We start from the raw sequence: 17,319 nt of genomic DNA, 5'->3' as shown, positions 1-17,319 counted from the left end.
CTCGCCTACTCCGCGGGCAGTGTACGCGCATCCGCAACCGGACGCACCTGTCTGGCTTTTCCAATCCGTAAGAGGCTCGGAATAAGAATAAGAGTGAAGATCAGGCTGACGCTCATGCCGCCAACGATGGCCGCGGCCAGCCCGCGGTAAATCTCGCTTCCGACGCCCGGAAAGAGCAATAGGGGCAGCATTCCGAGAATGCTGGTCATCGTGCTCATGAAAATCGGCCTGAGGCGCATGCGCAGGGCCTGATCGACAGCGCTGCGCCGATCGAGGCCCTGACGCTCGCCCTGCCGGGTCTGGTCAACCAACAGGATCGCATTGTTGATCACCAGCCCCAGCAAGATGAAGAAGCCCATCATGGTCAAAAGGTCGAGCGGCTGATTGGCAAACAGGTTGAGCATGCGCAGCATGATCACACCGCCAATACCGGCGAGCGGTATCGATACCAGCACCAGGAAAGCATCCCAGATCGAACGGAACATTCCCGCCAGGATCAGGAACAGGATCACCAGTGCCATGCCGATATTCATCAGCATGGTGGCCTGCGCCCGGGCCAGGCTATCCGCGCTGCCACCGTATGTAATCGTTCCGTCGACCGGAAGCGCGGCCTGAATAGCCGGCGCGACTTCGCCGCGGACGACATCGAGTATTTCCTCGAGTGACTGGCCTTCCGGCTGATTGAGGAAGATCGTAATCGTCCGCCGGCGGTCGAGCCGTTGGATATTGCCGATACCGACCTCCTCCCGGATTTCAACGAGATCGTCGAGCGGCACGACGGCACCGGAGGGCGTGACGATCGGCAGGCCAGCAAGCTCGTCCGGCGTATCCCATCCCTCCGAACGGAGGATAATGTTCATTCGCGACTGGCCGTCGAAATACTCGCCGATGAACTGGCCATCCCCCAGCATCGCGATCATGCCTGCCACATTACGCCGCGCCCAACCGGCTTCCTGGATGCGGCGGTCATTCGGCAACATGGTGAGCCGCGGCTGGGTCGCCTGAGGTGGCGGATTGGCATTGATATTGATCCCGGGGAAACGCTCTCTCAGCATCTGAAGCCCGATCTGGGCAGCGCGGGCCCGCGCATCGGGATCCGCACTTTGGATATTGATCTGGACATTTCCGCCTTGTGCGAACCCGCCAAAGAGGTCGCCCTGCTGCGCGAACGCAAAAACATCGGGAATGCCGACGACGATTTCATTGCGGACGAGTTCTTCAAGCTCGCGCACCCGGCTTTGATCCTGAACGCGAATCCCCGCCGTAGCGCCGCCACCGCCCGGAAAGGTGCCAAAGTAGTAATTTCGCAGCGCCGGTTCCTGCTCGCCCGACATGTAAGGTGCCAGGCGTTCGATAACGGTCGCGGCAACTTCATGCTCGATCCAGTCGAGATTTGAGCCCGGCGGAAACGCGAAGAAAACGTCGACCGCGTCCCGCTTCACCGGCGGCAGATAGTCCATGGGCGGCCGCAAGACGAAGGCCAGCGCGATCGGCACGGCGATCAGCGTGGCAATCATTCCATATCTCAACCGGCGCGAATCGGTCAGGGCCATCACCTTGTCGGCGATCAGCTTCATAAGGCGCTGCTCGGGCACCTTGGTCTTGTCGCGAACCAGGTGTTTCACCGCGACCGGCAGGATCGTGACGGCGACGATCATCGACACACCGACCCCGACCGCGATCGTAATCGCCAGATCGGCGAAGAGCTGGCCCTCGACATCGCGCACGAAGATCAGCGGCAGGAAGATCGCCACCGTCGTGGCCGTCGAGGCCAGGAGCGCACCCCAGACTTGTTTAGCGCCCTCATCCGAGGCGGTGTCGGGGTCTTCGCCCTGCTCTCGCCGCCTGATTATGTTTTCAAGCACCACAATCGCGGCGTCCATTACCATGCCGGTCGCAAAGGCGAGACCGGCCAGCGAGATCACGTTCAGCGTCCGCCCAAACAGGAACAAAACGATCAGCGTCGCTAACAAGCTGATCGGGATCGTCATCGAGATGATCAGCGTGGCGCGCGATCGACGCAGGAAGAGCCACAACCCCGCAACCGCCATGACGATGCCGATCAACAGATTGGTGCGCAGCAAATTGATCGCCCGCATGATAAAGACCGATGCATCGAATGACGGCGCCATAACGAGATCGCGCTCGGCCAATAGCGTCTCATTGATGTCGGCGACTTCGGCTTTGACCGCATCGAGCGCCGCGAGAACATTCGCCCCGGCCTGCCGGCGGACCTCGATTCCCATCGCCGGATTGCCGTTCTGATAGGTGAAATTGTTGCGCTCGCCATACGCGACCTCGACGGTCGCGACATCGCGTAAATACACAGGGCTCCCATCCCGCCAGACGACAACCAGATCATCGAGCTCTTCCGGCTCGAACTCGCCTTCGAAGCGCATCTGATAGGACCGGCGGCCGATTTCCGCATTGCCGCCCGAGACATCCGAATTATTGACGATTGCTGCAGAGATCTGCGGCAGCGTCACACCCAGCTCCGCGGCGCGGAACGGGTCGACCGTGACCTGCAACTCCTCCGGCCGCAGCCCCCAGCCAATATTCACGCTGGCCACACCGGGGATCGATTCCAGCCGCGGGACGATGACATCGTTTACGAAGGTCGAATATTCGTGAATCTCGTTCGGATTCCCGGGTAGAGCCTGCAGAAAGAACCAGATCAGGCTTTGCTGCGCATCGCCGCCAAAGCCGCCAATATTCGGTCCAACCGCATCTCGCGGAAGCGGCGGAACCTGTGACAGGCGGTTCGAGATATCGATCGCCGTCTGCGTCATGTCGGTGTCGATCGAGAAGGTCAGGTTGATAAAGGCCGACCCCTCCGACACGAAAACCCGCATCTCTTCGAGCCCCGGCAAGCCCGCCAGCGCCTGCTCCTGCGGCTCGATGATTTCGGATTCCATCTCGATCGGCGAGGCCGAACGCCAGAATGTGGCGATATTGACGGTCGGCCTATCCGTATCGGGAAACAGCTGCACTGGCAGCCGAGTCAGCGCAGCCGCGCCTATCAGAACAATGAGCGCGACCGCCACGAAAACCGCGGCCGGATTATTCAGCGAAAGCCGGGTTAAAGGCATGGCAGCGTCTCCCTCGCATCCTCGCGAAAGTGCGCCGTCCGGCCTAAAAGACCTAGTTAAACTATGGTCACTCGCCTCACGCGTTTGTGAGACAAACGGTCCGCTTAGGCCGCCAAACCGCCGCCCAGGCGAAACGCGGCTTCAGTGCTCGTTTTGACTTCATCAACGGTCACCTCCGGCGCCAGTTCGACCAGTTCAAGCCCGTCATCGGTTACATCGAAAACGCCAAGCGTGGTGATGATGCGATCGACCACGCCGGTCCCGGTCAGCGGCAGCGTGCATTCCTTCAAAAGCTTGGGATCGCCTGCTTTCGAAGTGTGATCCATGATGACCACCACTCGCTTGACTCCGGCAACGAGGTCCATCGCGCCGCCCATGCCCTTCACCATCTTGCCCGGAATCATCCAGTTGGCGATATCACCCTTTTCCGAGACTTCCATCGCGCCCAAGATAGACAGGTCGATATGGCCGCCCCGGATCATGCCGAAACTGTCAGCTGACGAGAAGTAGCTCGTCCGGCGCAATTCGGTGATGGTTTGCTTGCCGGCATTGATCAGATCGGGATCGACCTCGTCCTCGTATGGGAACGGCCCCATGCCGAGCATGCCATTTTCCGATTGCAGTGTGACGTCGATGTCCTCGCCGATGAAATTCGCGACCAGGGTCGGGATCCCAATGCCGAGATTGACGTAGAACCCGTCTTCCAGCTCCTGCGCGGCGCGGCGCGCCATGTCTTCGCGTGTCCAGGCCATGACTAACCCTCCCTCGCCCGCGTCGTGCGCTGTTCGATACGTTTCTCGAATTCGCCCTTGATGAGGCGTTGAACGAATATCCCCGGCGTGTGGATACCATCCGGATCGAGCGTGCCGACCTCGACGATTTCCTCAACTTCGGCCAAGGTCACCTTGCCTGCCGTCGCCATCATCGGGTTGAAATTGCGTGCTGTTTTCCGGTAGACTAGATTTCCCTGCGTGTCGGCTTTCCAGGCTTTGACGATCGACAGATCGGCCGTCAGACCGGTTTCCATGATATAGGTCTCGCCGCCGAAATCGCGGTGATCCTTGCCTTCGGCGATGACGGTGCCAACGCCCGTCTTTACATAAAACCCGGGAATACCGGCACCGCCCGCCCGAATACGCTCGGCCAATGTGCCTTGCGGATTGAATTCGAGCTCCAGCTCGCCGGACAGGAATTGGCGTTCGAATTCCTTGTTCTCACCGACATAGGAAGACACCATTTTCTTGATGCGCTTGGCATCGAGAAGCTTGCCCAGTCCGAATCCGTCCACGCCGCAATTATTGGAAATGATCGTCAGATCCTTGACGCCGGAACCGAGGATCGCGTCGATGGCGTTTTCAGGTATGCCACACAGGCCGAATCCACCGGCCATGATCGTCATGCCGTCGAACAGCAGGCCGTCCAGCGCTGTCGCGGCATCGGAATAGGTCTTGTCCATTATTCGTCCCTGATTGAGGCGGAGGCGCTAGGTATATCGTCTCGCACCGGTTTGACCAGTCACCCGCCCTGGATGTGTTCAGCGCGCAACCGCTTGTCGACCTCCACGGCCAATGCACCGCCGAAAAACACGGCATACGCACCCCAATAGATCCAGAGCAAGAACACAATCAACGCCCCGATCGAGCCATAGGCGGTCGGACGGATCCAGCCAGCGGTATAGTAAGAGAAACCCGCTGACAAAAGGAGCCAGAGCGCGGTGGCGATTGCCGCCCCAAGCAGTGATGCCCGCCAGGCCACGCCCCCCGCACGGCGCATGAGGTAACGGTACAAGAGCGAGAGCGCTGTAATCATGGTGAGCGACACGGCAGTCCATTCATTGAAAATGGAATTGAGCCAGGTGAGCTGGAAGCCGAGCCCGCGTGCCAGAGGGCGGACGATTGTCGGAATGGTCAACACCACGACATTGGAAACGAACAGAAGGGCACCGCCCGACAGAACGGTCATGATCGCATAGATGTTGAACTTGAAGATGTTTCGGAGATCGCCCACACCGCCGATCTGATTGAGCCCGGCAATCAACGCCTTGGCACCGCGCGACGCCGCAAAAAGCGAAATCGCCAGCGCGATCAGCCCCTGTGTGGACAATGACGCCCTAGACGCTTCGGCAATCGGCGAAATTTGTGATTCCGCGAAGGCCCGGGCGCTTTCCGGCAGCACCGCCGACAGCCGGTCAATCTGGGCGATGGCGTCGGCCGCATCGAAGGCCAACCCGTAAACCGCGACACCGACCGCCACCAGCGGGAAGATTGCGAGCAAAGTGAAAAAGGATACGCCACCGGCAAACAGCATGACTTCTCGCGCCATGGTTCGGCTGATGGCGGCGATCAGCACATTCAATGGGGGCCAGGACAACACCATCTGTACGATTGGTTGAATTTGCTTGGCGCGTTTTCGGACAGTTCTCATCTTTCCCGTCATAAGCACGGGACAGGCTCCGGCTCAAACCAAAACGCCAGCCTGCGGAAACAGGCTGGCGCATCTGGGATTGGTCAGGCCGGCGAGCCGGCCGAGACAACGGACGTGCGAGGGACAAGAAGGATGTCCGTTAATCTCGTGGATCGGTTTAGCGAAAGCGATTTGAACGATGCATGAACAAGCGCGGCTGGCTCTGTTCACCGGTTTGCAGACTGACTTTTTTGTGACAACCTGCCGGCTTGCGCCTTGGGGGGACGCATGACGCGGGCATTGAACGTCGCATTGGTTGACGATGATCGGGATTTGTCGCTGAAACCGGCGGATCTTGAAGTCTTTCGGATCAAGGCACAAAACGTCGCGAGCGATCGACCGCTAGGGCGGGAGGCCGTCGACGCTGTCATTATTGCGGCTTCGGACGGCGGGCGCGCGCAAGAACTGGCGATCTTGCATGCTGGTAGCGGACGCGGCCGGCCGCCAGTTATCCTGATATCCGAAACCGAAACGCCGCCTGACGGTTTCGACGGCTGGCTGCGCCGCCCCGTTTCGCCGGTTCAGCTTGCCAACCGCGTCCAGTCGCTTCGCCGCCTGTGGGTCATGGAAGACATCGCACGCCGGCGTAAAGCCGCGGCCGAAGTCTTCGGTCATACAACCGACGACGACACGCTCGGCCCCAAACAGGCAACAGTGCTGTTTGTCGGCGCGGCAACCTCTCGCTTCATGGCGGTCAGGCATGCCCTGGCAAAAAACGACACCACGATGATCGCCGCTTTCTCGTCCTTTTCGGCATTCGATTACCTGCATGAACGCCCGTTCGACGCGGTGATCTTGAATGCGATCGAAAAGAAGGACATGGCGTTCACGATCTCGTCTGCCATGCGCCGCAATGCGCGGCTTTACCATACGCCCGTGCTCTTGCTGACCGCGTCGGCCCAATTCGAAGCCGCCGATGAAGCCTTCGCCCGTGGCGTATCCGATATCCTGCCTGCCGAATCTTCACCGGGTGAAATCAGTGCCCGCGTCCTTCGTCTCGCCGAGGAAAGACGCCGGCGGCGAGCGGCCAAGGCTGTGCTCGAAAACTGCAGGGCGAGGGCTACGATCGACACTGAATTCGGCCTCTACAAACCGAAATTCGCCTTGGCCCATCTTCAGGATCTGCTGACCGCGGCGAACCGCAATCGTAAACCCGCCAGCCTCGTATTGATGGCCATGGACCCTCCGGAGAGCGGCGTGAGTTGGGAGCGTTTCAACTCCGCCCAGCAACAATTCGCATCCATGCTGCGGCATTTGTTGCGGGCGGAAGATTTCCCGGTGCATCTGCGCCCAAACCTGTTCGCCGCCATCCTGCCCTACACCAACCGCGAAGGTGCGCTTTGCGTGGCCGAACGCATCTCGGCAGTTGCGGAATGCACGGCCTTCGACAGCGACGACCCGCTTCATCCCTTCCGGTTGAACGTGAATTGTGTCGCCCTCGAAGCCGCTGGCGAGGAAACCTCGGAAGCGCTTGTCGAACGCGGCATGAAACTCCTGAATGTCAATCGCATGGAAGCGATTTAGGCGGCCTGGAGGCGGGTCAGGTCTGCGAGCCGCGCTAGTGCCCGCTCCATGCCCTTCAAACGCTGCGGCGCTGTCGGCCAATCGCCGGCGACAAACAGTTTCTGGTCTGGACGAACTCTGAATTCCTGCGGATTACGCGTGATCAGCTCGACCAGCCCCGCCGGATTGGCAAACTCGTCATGCCGGAACTGGATCGTCGCGCCTTTCGGCCCCGCATCGATTTTTTGAACGCCGGCGACCTTGCACAGCGTCTTCACGGCCATCACCTGCATGAGGTGTTCGACCTCGTCGGGCAACGGTCCGAAGCGGTCGATCAGTTCGGAAGCGAAGGCTTCGCGCTCCGCCTTGTTGGCCAGGCCCGACACCCTGCGATAAAGCTGCAGCCGCAGATCGAGATCGGCAACATAGCTTTCTGGGATAAGCACGGCCGCTCCGGCGTTGATCGCTGGCGACCAATCGCGATCATCCTCGGCGCCCTCATGCTTTAGCGAGGCGACCGCTTCTTCGAGCATGGACTGATAAAGCTCGACACCCACATCGCGGATATGGCCAGATTGTTCCTCGCCGAGAAGATTTCCACCGCCGCGAATATCGAGATCGTGGCTGGCAAGAGTGAATCCGGCACCAAGCGTGTCGAGCGAGTGCAGCACCTGCAGCCGGCGCTCGGCTTGCGCCGTGATCTGTTTCTGCGGCGCCGTCGTCAGATAGGCATAGGCACGCGTCTTTGAGCGCCCCACCCGACCACGAAGCTGATATAGCTGGGACAGGCCGAAACTGTCGGCACGATGGATGATCAGCGTGTTGGCGGTGGGAATGTCGAGCCCGGACTCAACGATCGACGTCGACACCAGCACATCATACCTGCCTTCATAGAAAGCCGTCATGATGTCTTCCAGCCGTGTCGGGGCCATCTGTCCGTGCGCCACCACAAAGGAAACTTCCGGCACCTGCTCGCGCAGAAATTCCGCCATCTTCTCGAGATCGGAAATGCGCGGCGCCACGAAATAGCTCAGCCCGCCGCGATATTTCTCGCGCAGCAGCGCTTCGCGCACGGTTATCGGGTCAAACGGAGAGACATAAGTACGCACCGCCAGCCGGTCGATCGGCGGCGTTGCGATGATCGACAGATCGCGAATTCCGGTCAGCGCCAGCTGCAATGTGCGTGGGATTGGTGTCGCGGTCAGCGTGAGGACATGCACGTCGGCGCGCAGTTCCTTGAGCCGCTCCTTGTGCTTCACGCCGAAATGCTGCTCCTCGTCGACGATCAGCAGGCCGAGATCGGAGAACTTCACCGAATCCGACAAAAGGGCATGAGTTCCGACCACGATCTCTGCCTTGCCCTCAGCCAATTCCTTGCGCGTCGCGGCAGCGTCTTTCGGCGGCACAAGACGCGACAGATGACGAACTTTGATCGGCCAGTTCCGGAAACGGTCGGAGAAGGTCTTGAAATGCTGACGCGCGAGCAGCGTGGTCGGCGCGACGACCGCCACCTGACGCCCCTCCATGGCCGATATGAAGGCGGCACGCAGCGCCACCTCCGTCTTGCCGAAACCGACATCGCCGCAGATCAGCCGGTCCATCGGCCGGCCGCTGGCCAGGTCCGCGAACACATCCCCGATCGCTGACAATTGATCGTCCGTCTCGACATAGGGGAAGGCCGCACAGAATTCGTCATAGGACCCGCTCGGCGGCGCAATCACATCGGCTGTCCGCGCATTTCGTTGTGCCGCGATGCGGATCAGCTGTTCCGCCATGTCGCGCAGGCGCTTTTTCGCTTTCGCCTTGCGTGCTTGCCAGGCAACACCGCCCAACTTGTCGAGTTGGACACCCTCGCTCTCATTTCCATATCGCGAGAGCAGCTCAATATTTTCCACGGGCAGGTAGAGTTTCGAACCGCCCGAATACTCGATCTCGAGGCAATCATGTGGCGCTTCGTGAACATCGAGCGTTTTCAATCCGATATAGCGGCCCAAACCGTGATCGCTATGAACGACGAGATCGCCCGCCGTCAGCGAGCCGGCTTCCATGATAACCTCGGCGCCTTTCTTGCGCCGCGGCCGAGACAACCGGTCCCCGAGCACGTCCTGCTCGGAGAGCATCACGATCTTCTGTGTCTCGAAACCGTGCTCAAGCGGCAGCACCGTGCGTAGCGCCCGCTTCGATGCGATCTGGCTCAACTGGCGCCAGTCCGCCAGAACCTCGGGCGCCGCCAGCCCGTGATCCGCGAGCACGCTGCCCATCCGGTCTGAAGCCCCATCCGTCCATGACGCAATTACGACCAGCTTGCCGGCGTCCAGCTTTTCCTGAATGAAGGCCGACGCCGCATCGAACACATTGACGCCTTCTGCGGCACGTTCTGCGGCGAATGTCCGGCCCTGCCGCCCGCCGGCATCGACAGCGCCCGGTTCGCTAAAAGGCGTGAAGCGGCGCACATCGAACGACGCGACCAGCGCATTGAAAGTGTCGGGTTGGACGTAGAGCGCTTCCGGCTGCAGAGCGCGATAGGTCGGAGATTTGATCCCGCCGCTGGTCGTGCCAGCGGCACTCTTTCGCGCGTCAAAATAATCGTCGATCAGCGCCTGGCGTTGCTCCAGCGCGTCAGAGGCAAGATGATCAATCGCAATAAGCGCGCCATCATCGAGATAGCTGAAGGGCGTTTCCAGCGTGTCGTGAAACAGCGGCAACCAATGCTCGGCGCCCTGCGGCTTGATACCGGAACTCACGCCCTCATAAATCGGATCGTCGTCCGTAATCGCCCCGAAAGCCGCGACATAGCCCGCGCGGAATCGCGAGATGCTGTCGTCATCGATGAAAATCTCGCTGACCGGTGAGAAGGAAATCTCTTTCAGCTGCCGCGTTGATCGCTGGCTGTCCGGATCGAAGGCGCGGATCGATTCCAGCGTATCACCGAACAGGTCGAGCCGGACTGGCTCCTCCATCTCAGGCGGATAGGCGTCAATCACCCCGCCACGGATGGCAAAATCACCCGGCTCGCGCACGGTCGTCGTACGCGCATATCCATTGCCAGTGAGATAGGCTTTGAGTTTCTCCAGATCGATGATCTCGCCGGGGCGCGCCGCGAACCCGCGCGCCGCCATCACCTCTTGCGGCGCGCATTTTTGCGTCACCGAATTGATCGTCGCTAGGATCAGGAAGGCGCCATCATTCCGGCTTTTCCGATTGGCCAACCAGGACAATGTTGCCGCTCTCCGTGCCGCCACCCGCGGGCTCGGCGATACCCGATCATAAGGCTGACAATCCCAAGCCGGCAGGCGAACACACGGCAGATCGGGCGCAAAAAACTGCCACGCCGTCTCGAAAGCCGCGGCACGTGAGTCGTCGCGCGCCACAAACAGGGCCGAGCCGCCACGACGGCGCAGCGCCTCGGCGAGCACCGAAGCGTCATAGCCTTCGGGCGCACCGCCGACCGTCAGCCCGCCCGGCGACGTTGCTATCGGCTCTATCCAATCCATGACCTATTTAGCGGTGACTGCGTGAGCTGAGCTGGACAATGCCCGGAATACGGGACCGTCGACCTCCTCGGGCGGCATCTCGCGCCCGACAATCCAAGCATAGAGGTCCTGGTCCGGAATTTCGAGGAGGGCTTCGAATTCTGCAAGCGCCGTGGCGTTCATTTCAGGCAGGTGAGCACGCGCGAATCCACCGATCACCAGATCGGCTTCCTTGAAGCCGCGATGCTCGGCGCGGAACAGGAGTCTGCGGCGGCGGATGGCGAGTTCGTCAGACATGCTGCCGCCATATAGGCTGACTGGTCGCTGGCGTGAAGGCGCGATGTGCCGCAATCTGCAGGATATGCGGCCCGAGATTCTCTTCCCCCTGTTCAAGGATACATCCAGTCTGCCGGGCCTTGGCCCGCGGCTCGCCGCATTGGTAGAAAAAGTAGCGGGGGCCCGTATCCGCGACCTTCTTTTATGGCGGCCGACCTCGGTAATCGATCGTTCGCGGCGGCCGACAATTGCCGATGCGCCGGAAGGCGAGATATCGACCATCCGGGCGACGGTCGAAGGGCATATAGAACCGCCCGCCAACCGGTTCACACCCTACAAGGTGCGTCTTGCCGACGAGACCGGATTCCTTCACCTGGTCTATTTCAAGCCGCGCATTCCCTATCTCAAACGTTTATTGCCTGAGGGCGAAGTCCGCATCGTCTCCGGCCGCGTCGAACGCTATGGCAGCGAGAAACAGATCAGCCACCCCGACTATGTGCTGACCGAAGCCGAAGCGGCCGATTTCACCGGGCTGGAAACGGTTTACGCGCTTACCCAGGGTTTGAGCCTCAAAGTTCTGCGCAAGGCGATACGCGCTGCATTCGACGATGTCCCGCATTTGCCGGAATGGCATGATGGATCGGTAATGGACGGTCGAAACTGGCCGGACTGGAAAACCGCCCTGAAAATCCTGCATTTCCCCGAAAGTCCCGGTGAGGCGGATCCAGCACATCCGGCTCATGAACGCCTCGCCTTTGACGAGCTGTTTGCGCGTCAACTGGCCCTCCAGATCGTTTCTCACCGCCGCCGCAAGAGGAGCGTCCACCCGCTCACAGGCGATGGGACGCTGGTACGCAAAGTACTCGACAAGGCCCCGTTCAAGCCGACCGGCGCTCAGATTCGGGCTTTTGACGAGATTGCCGCCGACCTCGCCTCTGATCGCCGGATGATGCGCCTCGTGCACGGCGATGTTGGCGCCGGCAAAACATTCGTTGCGGCGCTCGCCGCCGCTCGGGCCCGCGAAGCCGGCACCCAAACGGCCATCATGGCGCCCACCGAAATCCTGGCGCGCCAGCTCGCCCGCGCGCTTCTCGGCTTCCTGGAACCGGCGGGCTTATCGGTCGAAGCGCTGACCGGACGCGACAAGGGCAAAGCGCGGGAAGCCCTGCTGGAGCGCCTTAGAAGCGGCGAGATTGATGTGATCTGCGGCACGCATGCCCTGTTCCAGGAAGGCGTCGAATTCGACCGTCTCGGCCTTGTGGTGATCGATGAGCAGCACCGTTTCGGCGTGTCCGACAGGTTGAAGCTCTCCTCCAAAGGACAGCGACCGGAATTGCTGGTGATGACCGCAACGCCGATCCCGCGCACCCTCGCCCTTTCCGTTTATGGCCACATGAACATGTCACGGCTTGACGAAAAACCGGCAGGTCGCTTGCCGCCGGACACGCGAACCATCTCCATGGACCGGCTCGACAGTGTAATCGACGCGATTGGCCGCGCCATTTCCCGACACGAACGCGTCTACTGGGTCTGTCCTCTGGTGGAAGAATCCGACGTTTCCGATTTGTCGGCGGCAGAAGACCGCTATCGCCAGCTATCCGGGATCTATGGCGATGACCGCGTTGGTCTCGTCCACGGCCGCATGAGTGCCGCGGACAAGGATGACGCTGCCATGCGGTTCCGCGAGGGCGAGATCGACATCCTCGTCGCCACGACCGTAATCGAGGTCGGGATCGATGCGCCGGATGCGACTATCATGGTGATCGAGCATGCCGAACGCTTCGGCCTCGCCCAGCTGCACCAGTTGCGCGGCCGCGTCGGGCGGTCGGACAAGGCCTCGACCTGTCTACTTCTATATCAATCGCCGCTTGGAGAGATTGCCCGCAAGCGCCTCGACATCATGAAGCGCAGCGATGACGGGTTCGAAATCGCCGAGGAAGACTGGAAACTAAGGGGTGCAGGCGATCCGCTTGGCGTGCGCCAGAGCGGCCTTCCAGATTATCGTCTCGTCGATATCGACACCCACACCGGCTTGATAACGCTCGCGCATGACGCCGCAAAAAAGGCAATCTACGAAGACCCGGATTTCACAGGCGAACGCGCAGAAGCCCGCCGGATACTGCTTTATCTCTTCGAACAGGATGAGGGCATCCGCCTTATTGAGTCGGGTTAGTCGGCTGCTCGACCTTCGCCTTGATGTGTTCGGGCACGTCGGCGCGCGCCAAACCTTCCGGCGTCACAAGGCCGAAGGAGATGATCATCTTGGCCGCTTCCTCAACGGACATGGACAGCTCCGTGATCCGCGAGCGCGGGGTGTAAAGCAGGAAACCGGACGTGGGATTCGGCGTCGTCGGCACAAAAACCCCGATCGCATCTTCGCCCACATCGTCCTGGATCTCGCCGCGTGCGTCCGCCGTGACAAAGCCGACAGCATAGGAGCCCTGGGTCGGAAACTCGACCAGAACGACCTCCTGGAAGGATTGCTGCCGGCTTGAAAATACCGTTTCGGCGATCTGCTTCACCGCTCCATAGACATTGCGCACCAACGGCACCGAGTTGAGCAGACGCTCGCCAATGCCGATCAGTGTCCGTCCGAAAAAGTTCGCGGCCAGCGCGCCAAGCGCCGTCAATCCGATCACAGCCACGACCACGCCGAGTCCTGGCAAGGCAAAAGGCAGATAGGTTTCCGGATTGTAACGATCGGGGATTAGCGGCTTAATTACCCGGTCGACGAAATTGACGAAGGTGTAGATCAACCACACCGTGACGGTCACGGGAAGCGCCACGACAATGCCCGTCAGAAGACTGTTTCTCAGCCAGCGAAACACGCCGCTTCTCCCTGAAATAGGCCGAACGGCCAATCCGGTTGATTCTCGATCAATCTCGGCAACACTACGCTTCCAACTGTCGCGCGCCAACTTCCAGTGAGGTCATTTTGACGGACAAACCCAGAACCCGGCCTTCACGCACCCGGCTGGCGATTTGGACCTTTGCAGCCGCCGCCTTCGGACTGCTTGTATTGCTGGCCGTCGCAAGCTGGATTTTGCGCGACCAGATCTACCAGTCGTTTCTCGATCCCGGCGAGCCCTATCAGACTTATACAGTCCCGCCGGCACCTGATTACACTCTGCAGAGCAGTTGGTATGCCCGGCCGGCTGAGACCGCGACAGGCCCCGCAATATTCTTTGTGCATGGCACGACCTATCCCGGCGGACGCGAATGGAATGCGGCCATCGACGCGGAAGCCCCATCAAACCGGGTCGTCGAAGAACAATTGCCGAATTTTGCCGCACCTTTTTCCGGATTGGGCGCGCTCTACGCCCCGCGCTATCGGCAGGCCGCGCTCTACACCTTCATGAACCGGCGCGAGGACGGCATAGCGGCCCGTCTGACGGCAGCACAAGACGTCCGGGCCGCCTTTGCCGAATTCTTCGGGTTGATCGGCGATGAGGTGCCCTTCATCATCGTTGGGGCCGGCCAGGGCGGAATGCATGCGTTGGCCGTCCTCATGGAGGATGTCGCACCGGATCCGAATGCCCGCCGCCGCCTCGTCGCGGCATACATCCTTGAAAGCCAAGTTCCGCTGGATCTTCTGGAAAGTGTACTTGCGGACCTTCCGGCCTGCAGCACGCCGGACGATTTCCGCTGTATTTTCAGCTACGTCTCTTCGCTATCCGACAATGATGCGAGAATTCGTATCCTGACCGAAGTCGGCATGGTCTGGAATGGCAATGATCGTTTCGCCTTTGTCGAGGGCCGCGGCCTGTTATGCGTCAATCCGATCCTCGGTGCGCGGACGACTGACTACGCCCCCGCCCGCCTGCATCGCGGCGGCGCCCATGCTGCGGGCTTTCGCGAAGGCGCCGTTCCGGCAGCGCTGCCTGCCCAGACCGGAGCCCAATGCCTCGATGGCGTGTTGATGACAGAACTGCCCCGCTCGCGATCGCTGCAACGTCCCGGCCGGCTGGCCGAAAATTACCGGCTGCCGCCCTTCAACCTGTTTTACGAGGATTTACGCGCTGATGCGACGCACCGGCTGGAACAGTTTCTGCCGGTTTTCGCATCGGAGAACGAATTGGCGCCGCCGCTCGGCCAGCCCGAAGAGGTCGACGAATCTCCTTTCATACCGATTCCGGACCGTGCTGATGGCGGCTAGGTTGTCTTCAGCTTGTCGATGAGGCGGGTCGTCGATTGCCCCTCTACCAAGGGGATGAGTTCGATTTCACCACCATAAGCCAGCACAATCCGGCCGCCGAGAGGCAACAGTTCTTCAACGCTGTAATCGGCGCCTTTGAGATAGACATCCGGCTTCAATGCCTCAAGCAATGCCGCCGGCGTGTCCTCGTCAAACAAGACCACCTGATCGACTGAAGACAGCGCGGAAAGCACGCTTACCCGGGCGTCCGCAGTGTTGACCGGCCGCCCCTCGCCCTTCAATTTTCGCACCGATTTATCGGAGTTGAGTCCGACAATCAGCCGGTCGCAAGCTGCGCGTGCCTTGGCCAGGTAACTGACATGCCCGGCATGCAGGATATCAAAGCATCCATTCGTGAATCCGATCTTCAGACCGTGCGCGCGCCACCGCGCGGCGATCTCCACCGCTTCGTCGAGCGGCAGCTGATGTCCGCCGCGGCCGCCACCGGCCGCTGATACGAGATCGGCCGGCGATACCGTTGCCGTACCAACCTTGGTTACGACTTCCCCGGAGGCGTGGACTGCGGCTTCCATTGAAGTGCGGAGTGAAGCATCTGTGCCGAGCGCAATGGCGAGCATCGCAATCGCCGTATCACCTGCACCGGAGACGTCATAGACCTGACGCGGCTGGGCACGGATGTGCCGGGTTTCCGAACCGTCAAATTCGCTCATCCCCTTCGAGCCGCGCGTCACAATCAGATGGCCGACATTCGTCAGGGTTGGATACACGGTTTCGAGCGCCCGCTCGGTCTGGCCGTCATCGATCGGATCAATACCACTTTCCTCGAACAGTTCGAGCGCATTGGGCTTGATCAGGAAAGCGCCGTTATAGCGCGAGAAGTCACGGCCTCTCGGATCGACGCAGACGCGCACATCGGCTTCTCGTGCCGCGCGCATCAGTGCGGCGCTGATCGCTGGCGTGACGAGGCCGCGGCCATAATCGGACAGGATGACGATATCAGCGCCATCGACGGCTGCCTCGATTTCGGAGACAACCGCGGCTTCGATATCGGGCTCGATTTGTGACTTCGGATTGCGGTCAACGCACAGCATCTGATGCCCGTTCGAGACAAATCTAGTCTTCACTGGCGTCGGCCGTCCGCTGGCCACGACCAGGCGGTTGCGCGCACCCTCGGCGACCAGCCGGTCGGCGACTTCGCCACCCTCGGCATCGTCACCGATCAGGCTAACCAGCGTCGCCTGCGCGCCGAGCGCCCGGAGATTGCGGATTACATTGCCAGCACCGCCGAGCATGTGCTCGACCGATTGTTCATCCAGCACGGCCACCGGCGCCTCACGGGACACACGGTGCGTCGCGCCGTAAACGAAACGGTCGAGCACGACATCGCCGACGCATAAAACCGACAATCCTCTAGCGTCGTCGAGAATGGTCGTGAGAGTCCGGATATCCATGGCGCCCGCCTCGTTCGCCGCCTACCAGCCCTTGGTTAGCTGATCGTATTCCAAGAGTCGCGAAACGAGGCCCTCAAACTGATCGAGCGGGACCATGTTTGGGCCGTCAGACGGCGCATTGTCCGGATCCGGATGGGTTTCCATGAAGACGGCGGCAACACCGACCGAGACCGCGGCGCGCGCCAGTGTCGGCACGAATTCGCGTTGACCGCCGCTCGTGCCGCCCTGCCCGCCCGGCTGCTGTACCGAATGGGTCGCGTCGAAGACAACGGGACAACCGATTTGTGCCAGAACCGGCAGCGACCGCATGTCGGAGACCAGCGTGTTATAGCCGAAGCTCGCCCCGCGTTCGCACGCCATCACATTCGGATTGCCGGCCTCCGTCACCTTGGCGATGACATTCTTCATATCCCAAGGCGCCAGGAACTGGCCCTTTTTCACATTAATCACCTTGCCGGTCTGTGCCGCGGCGATCAGCAAATCCGTCTGCCGGCACAGAAATGCCGGGATCTGCAACATGTCGGCTGCCTGCGCGGCGATCACGCACTGCTCGGCCGTGTGCACATCGGTCAGAACCGGAAGCCCGGTCGTTTCGCGGATTTCCTGGAAAATCGGCAATGCCGCTTCAAGACCGATGCCGCGCGCGCTCGACAGGCTGGTCCGGTTCGCCTTGTCGAATGACGTCTTGTACACAAGGCCGATATCGAGCCGATCCGCGATCTCTTTCAGCCGGCCGGAGACCTCCAGCGCATGCTCGCGGCTTTCCAGCGCGCACGGTCCGGCGAGAAGCACCAGCTTGCGGTCATTGCCGATCTCAATCGGCGCACCGCCTGAGCGATCTATACGAATGACGGAATTGGGTTGGCTGTCGGCCATCACATGTCTTTCCAGATATTGCGGTCGCGGAC

General features: G+C 60.8%; 12 protein-coding genes. 3 read left to right on the top strand and 9 right to left on the bottom strand.

The annotated features are described in order from the left end of the window. Window positions 1–5: 5 nt before the first annotated feature. The 4 genes from ACO08C_RS00490 to ACO08C_RS00475 all read right to left on the bottom strand — a co-directional run bounded on the left by ACO08C_RS00490 (window position 6) and on the right by ACO08C_RS00475 (window position 5,513). On the bottom strand, window positions 6–3,089 hold the full coding sequence (locus ACO08C_RS00490; RefSeq protein WP_421786564.1) for an efflux RND transporter permease subunit: 3,084 nt from the start codon (window positions 3,087–3,089) through the stop codon (window positions 6–8). A gap of 104 nt (window positions 3,090–3,193) precedes the next feature. After that, window positions 3,194–3,841: a CoA transferase subunit B gene (locus tag ACO08C_RS00485; RefSeq protein WP_421786562.1), complete on the bottom strand. Its 648-nt coding sequence runs from the start codon at window positions 3,839–3,841 to the stop codon at window positions 3,194–3,196. Window positions 3,842–3,843: 2 nt separating this feature from the next. Beyond that, on the bottom strand, window positions 3,844–4,545 hold the full coding sequence (locus ACO08C_RS00480; protein ID WP_421786560.1) for a CoA transferase subunit A: 702 nt from the start codon (window positions 4,543–4,545) through the stop codon (window positions 3,844–3,846). Window positions 4,546–4,604: 59 nt separating this feature from the next. Continuing rightward, window positions 4,605–5,513: a YihY/virulence factor BrkB family protein gene (locus tag ACO08C_RS00475; protein ID WP_421786558.1), complete on the bottom strand. Its 909-nt coding sequence runs from the start codon at window positions 5,511–5,513 to the stop codon at window positions 4,605–4,607. A 267-nt stretch (window positions 5,514–5,780) separates the two neighbouring features. Between ACO08C_RS00475 and ACO08C_RS00470 the strand changes: the two genes are divergently transcribed. Further along, the gene (locus tag ACO08C_RS00470) at window positions 5,781–7,076 is read left to right on the top strand and encodes a hypothetical protein (RefSeq protein WP_421786556.1); all 1,296 of its coding nucleotides are present in this window, start codon (window positions 5,781–5,783) and stop codon (window positions 7,074–7,076) included. Here ACO08C_RS00470 and mfd read toward each other — a convergent pair. Further along, entirely contained in the window at window positions 7,073–10,549 is a 3,477-nt protein-coding gene (gene mfd / locus ACO08C_RS00465; protein ID WP_421786554.1) for a transcription-repair coupling factor, read from the bottom strand. The two genes, ACO08C_RS00470 and mfd, sit on opposite strands and share 4 nt — an antisense overlap. A 3-nt stretch (window positions 10,550–10,552) precedes the next feature. Further along, window positions 10,553–10,825 carry a succinate dehydrogenase assembly factor 2 gene (locus ACO08C_RS00460; protein ID WP_421786552.1) on the bottom strand — a complete coding sequence of 91 codons (273 nt, stop codon included), beginning with the start codon at window positions 10,823–10,825 and terminating at the stop codon, window positions 10,553–10,555. Window positions 10,826–10,889: 64 nt separating this feature from the next. Here ACO08C_RS00460 and recG point away from each other — a divergent pair, with 64 nt between their 5' ends. Further along, window positions 10,890–12,977 carry an ATP-dependent DNA helicase RecG gene (recG, locus tag ACO08C_RS00455; protein WP_421788736.1) on the top strand — a complete coding sequence of 696 codons (2,088 nt, stop codon included), beginning with the start codon at window positions 10,890–10,892 and terminating at the stop codon, window positions 12,975–12,977. On the opposite strand, the gene ACO08C_RS00450 is transcribed toward recG, so the two are convergent. Further along, on the bottom strand, window positions 12,961–13,632 hold the full coding sequence (locus ACO08C_RS00450; protein ID WP_421786550.1) for a DUF502 domain-containing protein: 672 nt from the start codon (window positions 13,630–13,632) through the stop codon (window positions 12,961–12,963). The two genes, recG and ACO08C_RS00450, sit on opposite strands and share 17 nt — an antisense overlap. Before the next feature lie 107 nt (window positions 13,633–13,739). On the opposite strand from ACO08C_RS00450, the gene ACO08C_RS00445 reads away from it, so the two are divergent. Next, window positions 13,740–14,960, top strand: coding sequence for a DUF3089 domain-containing protein (locus tag ACO08C_RS00445; protein WP_421786548.1), 1,221 nt, complete (start codon window positions 13,740–13,742; stop codon window positions 14,958–14,960). Here the strand turns inward: ACO08C_RS00445 and rfaE2 are convergent. Together rfaE2 and kdsA are read right to left on the bottom strand one after the other, a co-directional pair. Continuing rightward, a complete protein-coding gene (gene rfaE2 / locus ACO08C_RS00440) occupies window positions 14,957–16,411 on the bottom strand; it encodes a D-glycero-beta-D-manno-heptose 1-phosphate adenylyltransferase (RefSeq protein WP_421786547.1) in 1,455 nt (484 codons plus the stop codon). The two genes, ACO08C_RS00445 and rfaE2, sit on opposite strands and share 4 nt — an antisense overlap. Window positions 16,412–16,432: 21 nt before the next feature. Further along, the gene (gene kdsA, locus ACO08C_RS00435; protein ID WP_421786545.1) at window positions 16,433–17,287 is read right to left on the bottom strand and encodes a 3-deoxy-8-phosphooctulonate synthase; all 855 of its coding nucleotides are present in this window, start codon (window positions 17,285–17,287) and stop codon (window positions 16,433–16,435) included. Between the last annotated feature and the right edge of the window lie 32 nt (window positions 17,288–17,319).

Origin of the sequence: Hyphobacterium sp., from assembly GCF_965229905.1 — a bacterium.
GTDB lineage: Bacteria > Pseudomonadota > Alphaproteobacteria > Caulobacterales > Maricaulaceae > Hyphobacterium.
The sequence above is the reverse complement of the archived record's forward strand: the minus strand, read 5'-3'. Positions and strand labels throughout refer to the sequence as shown.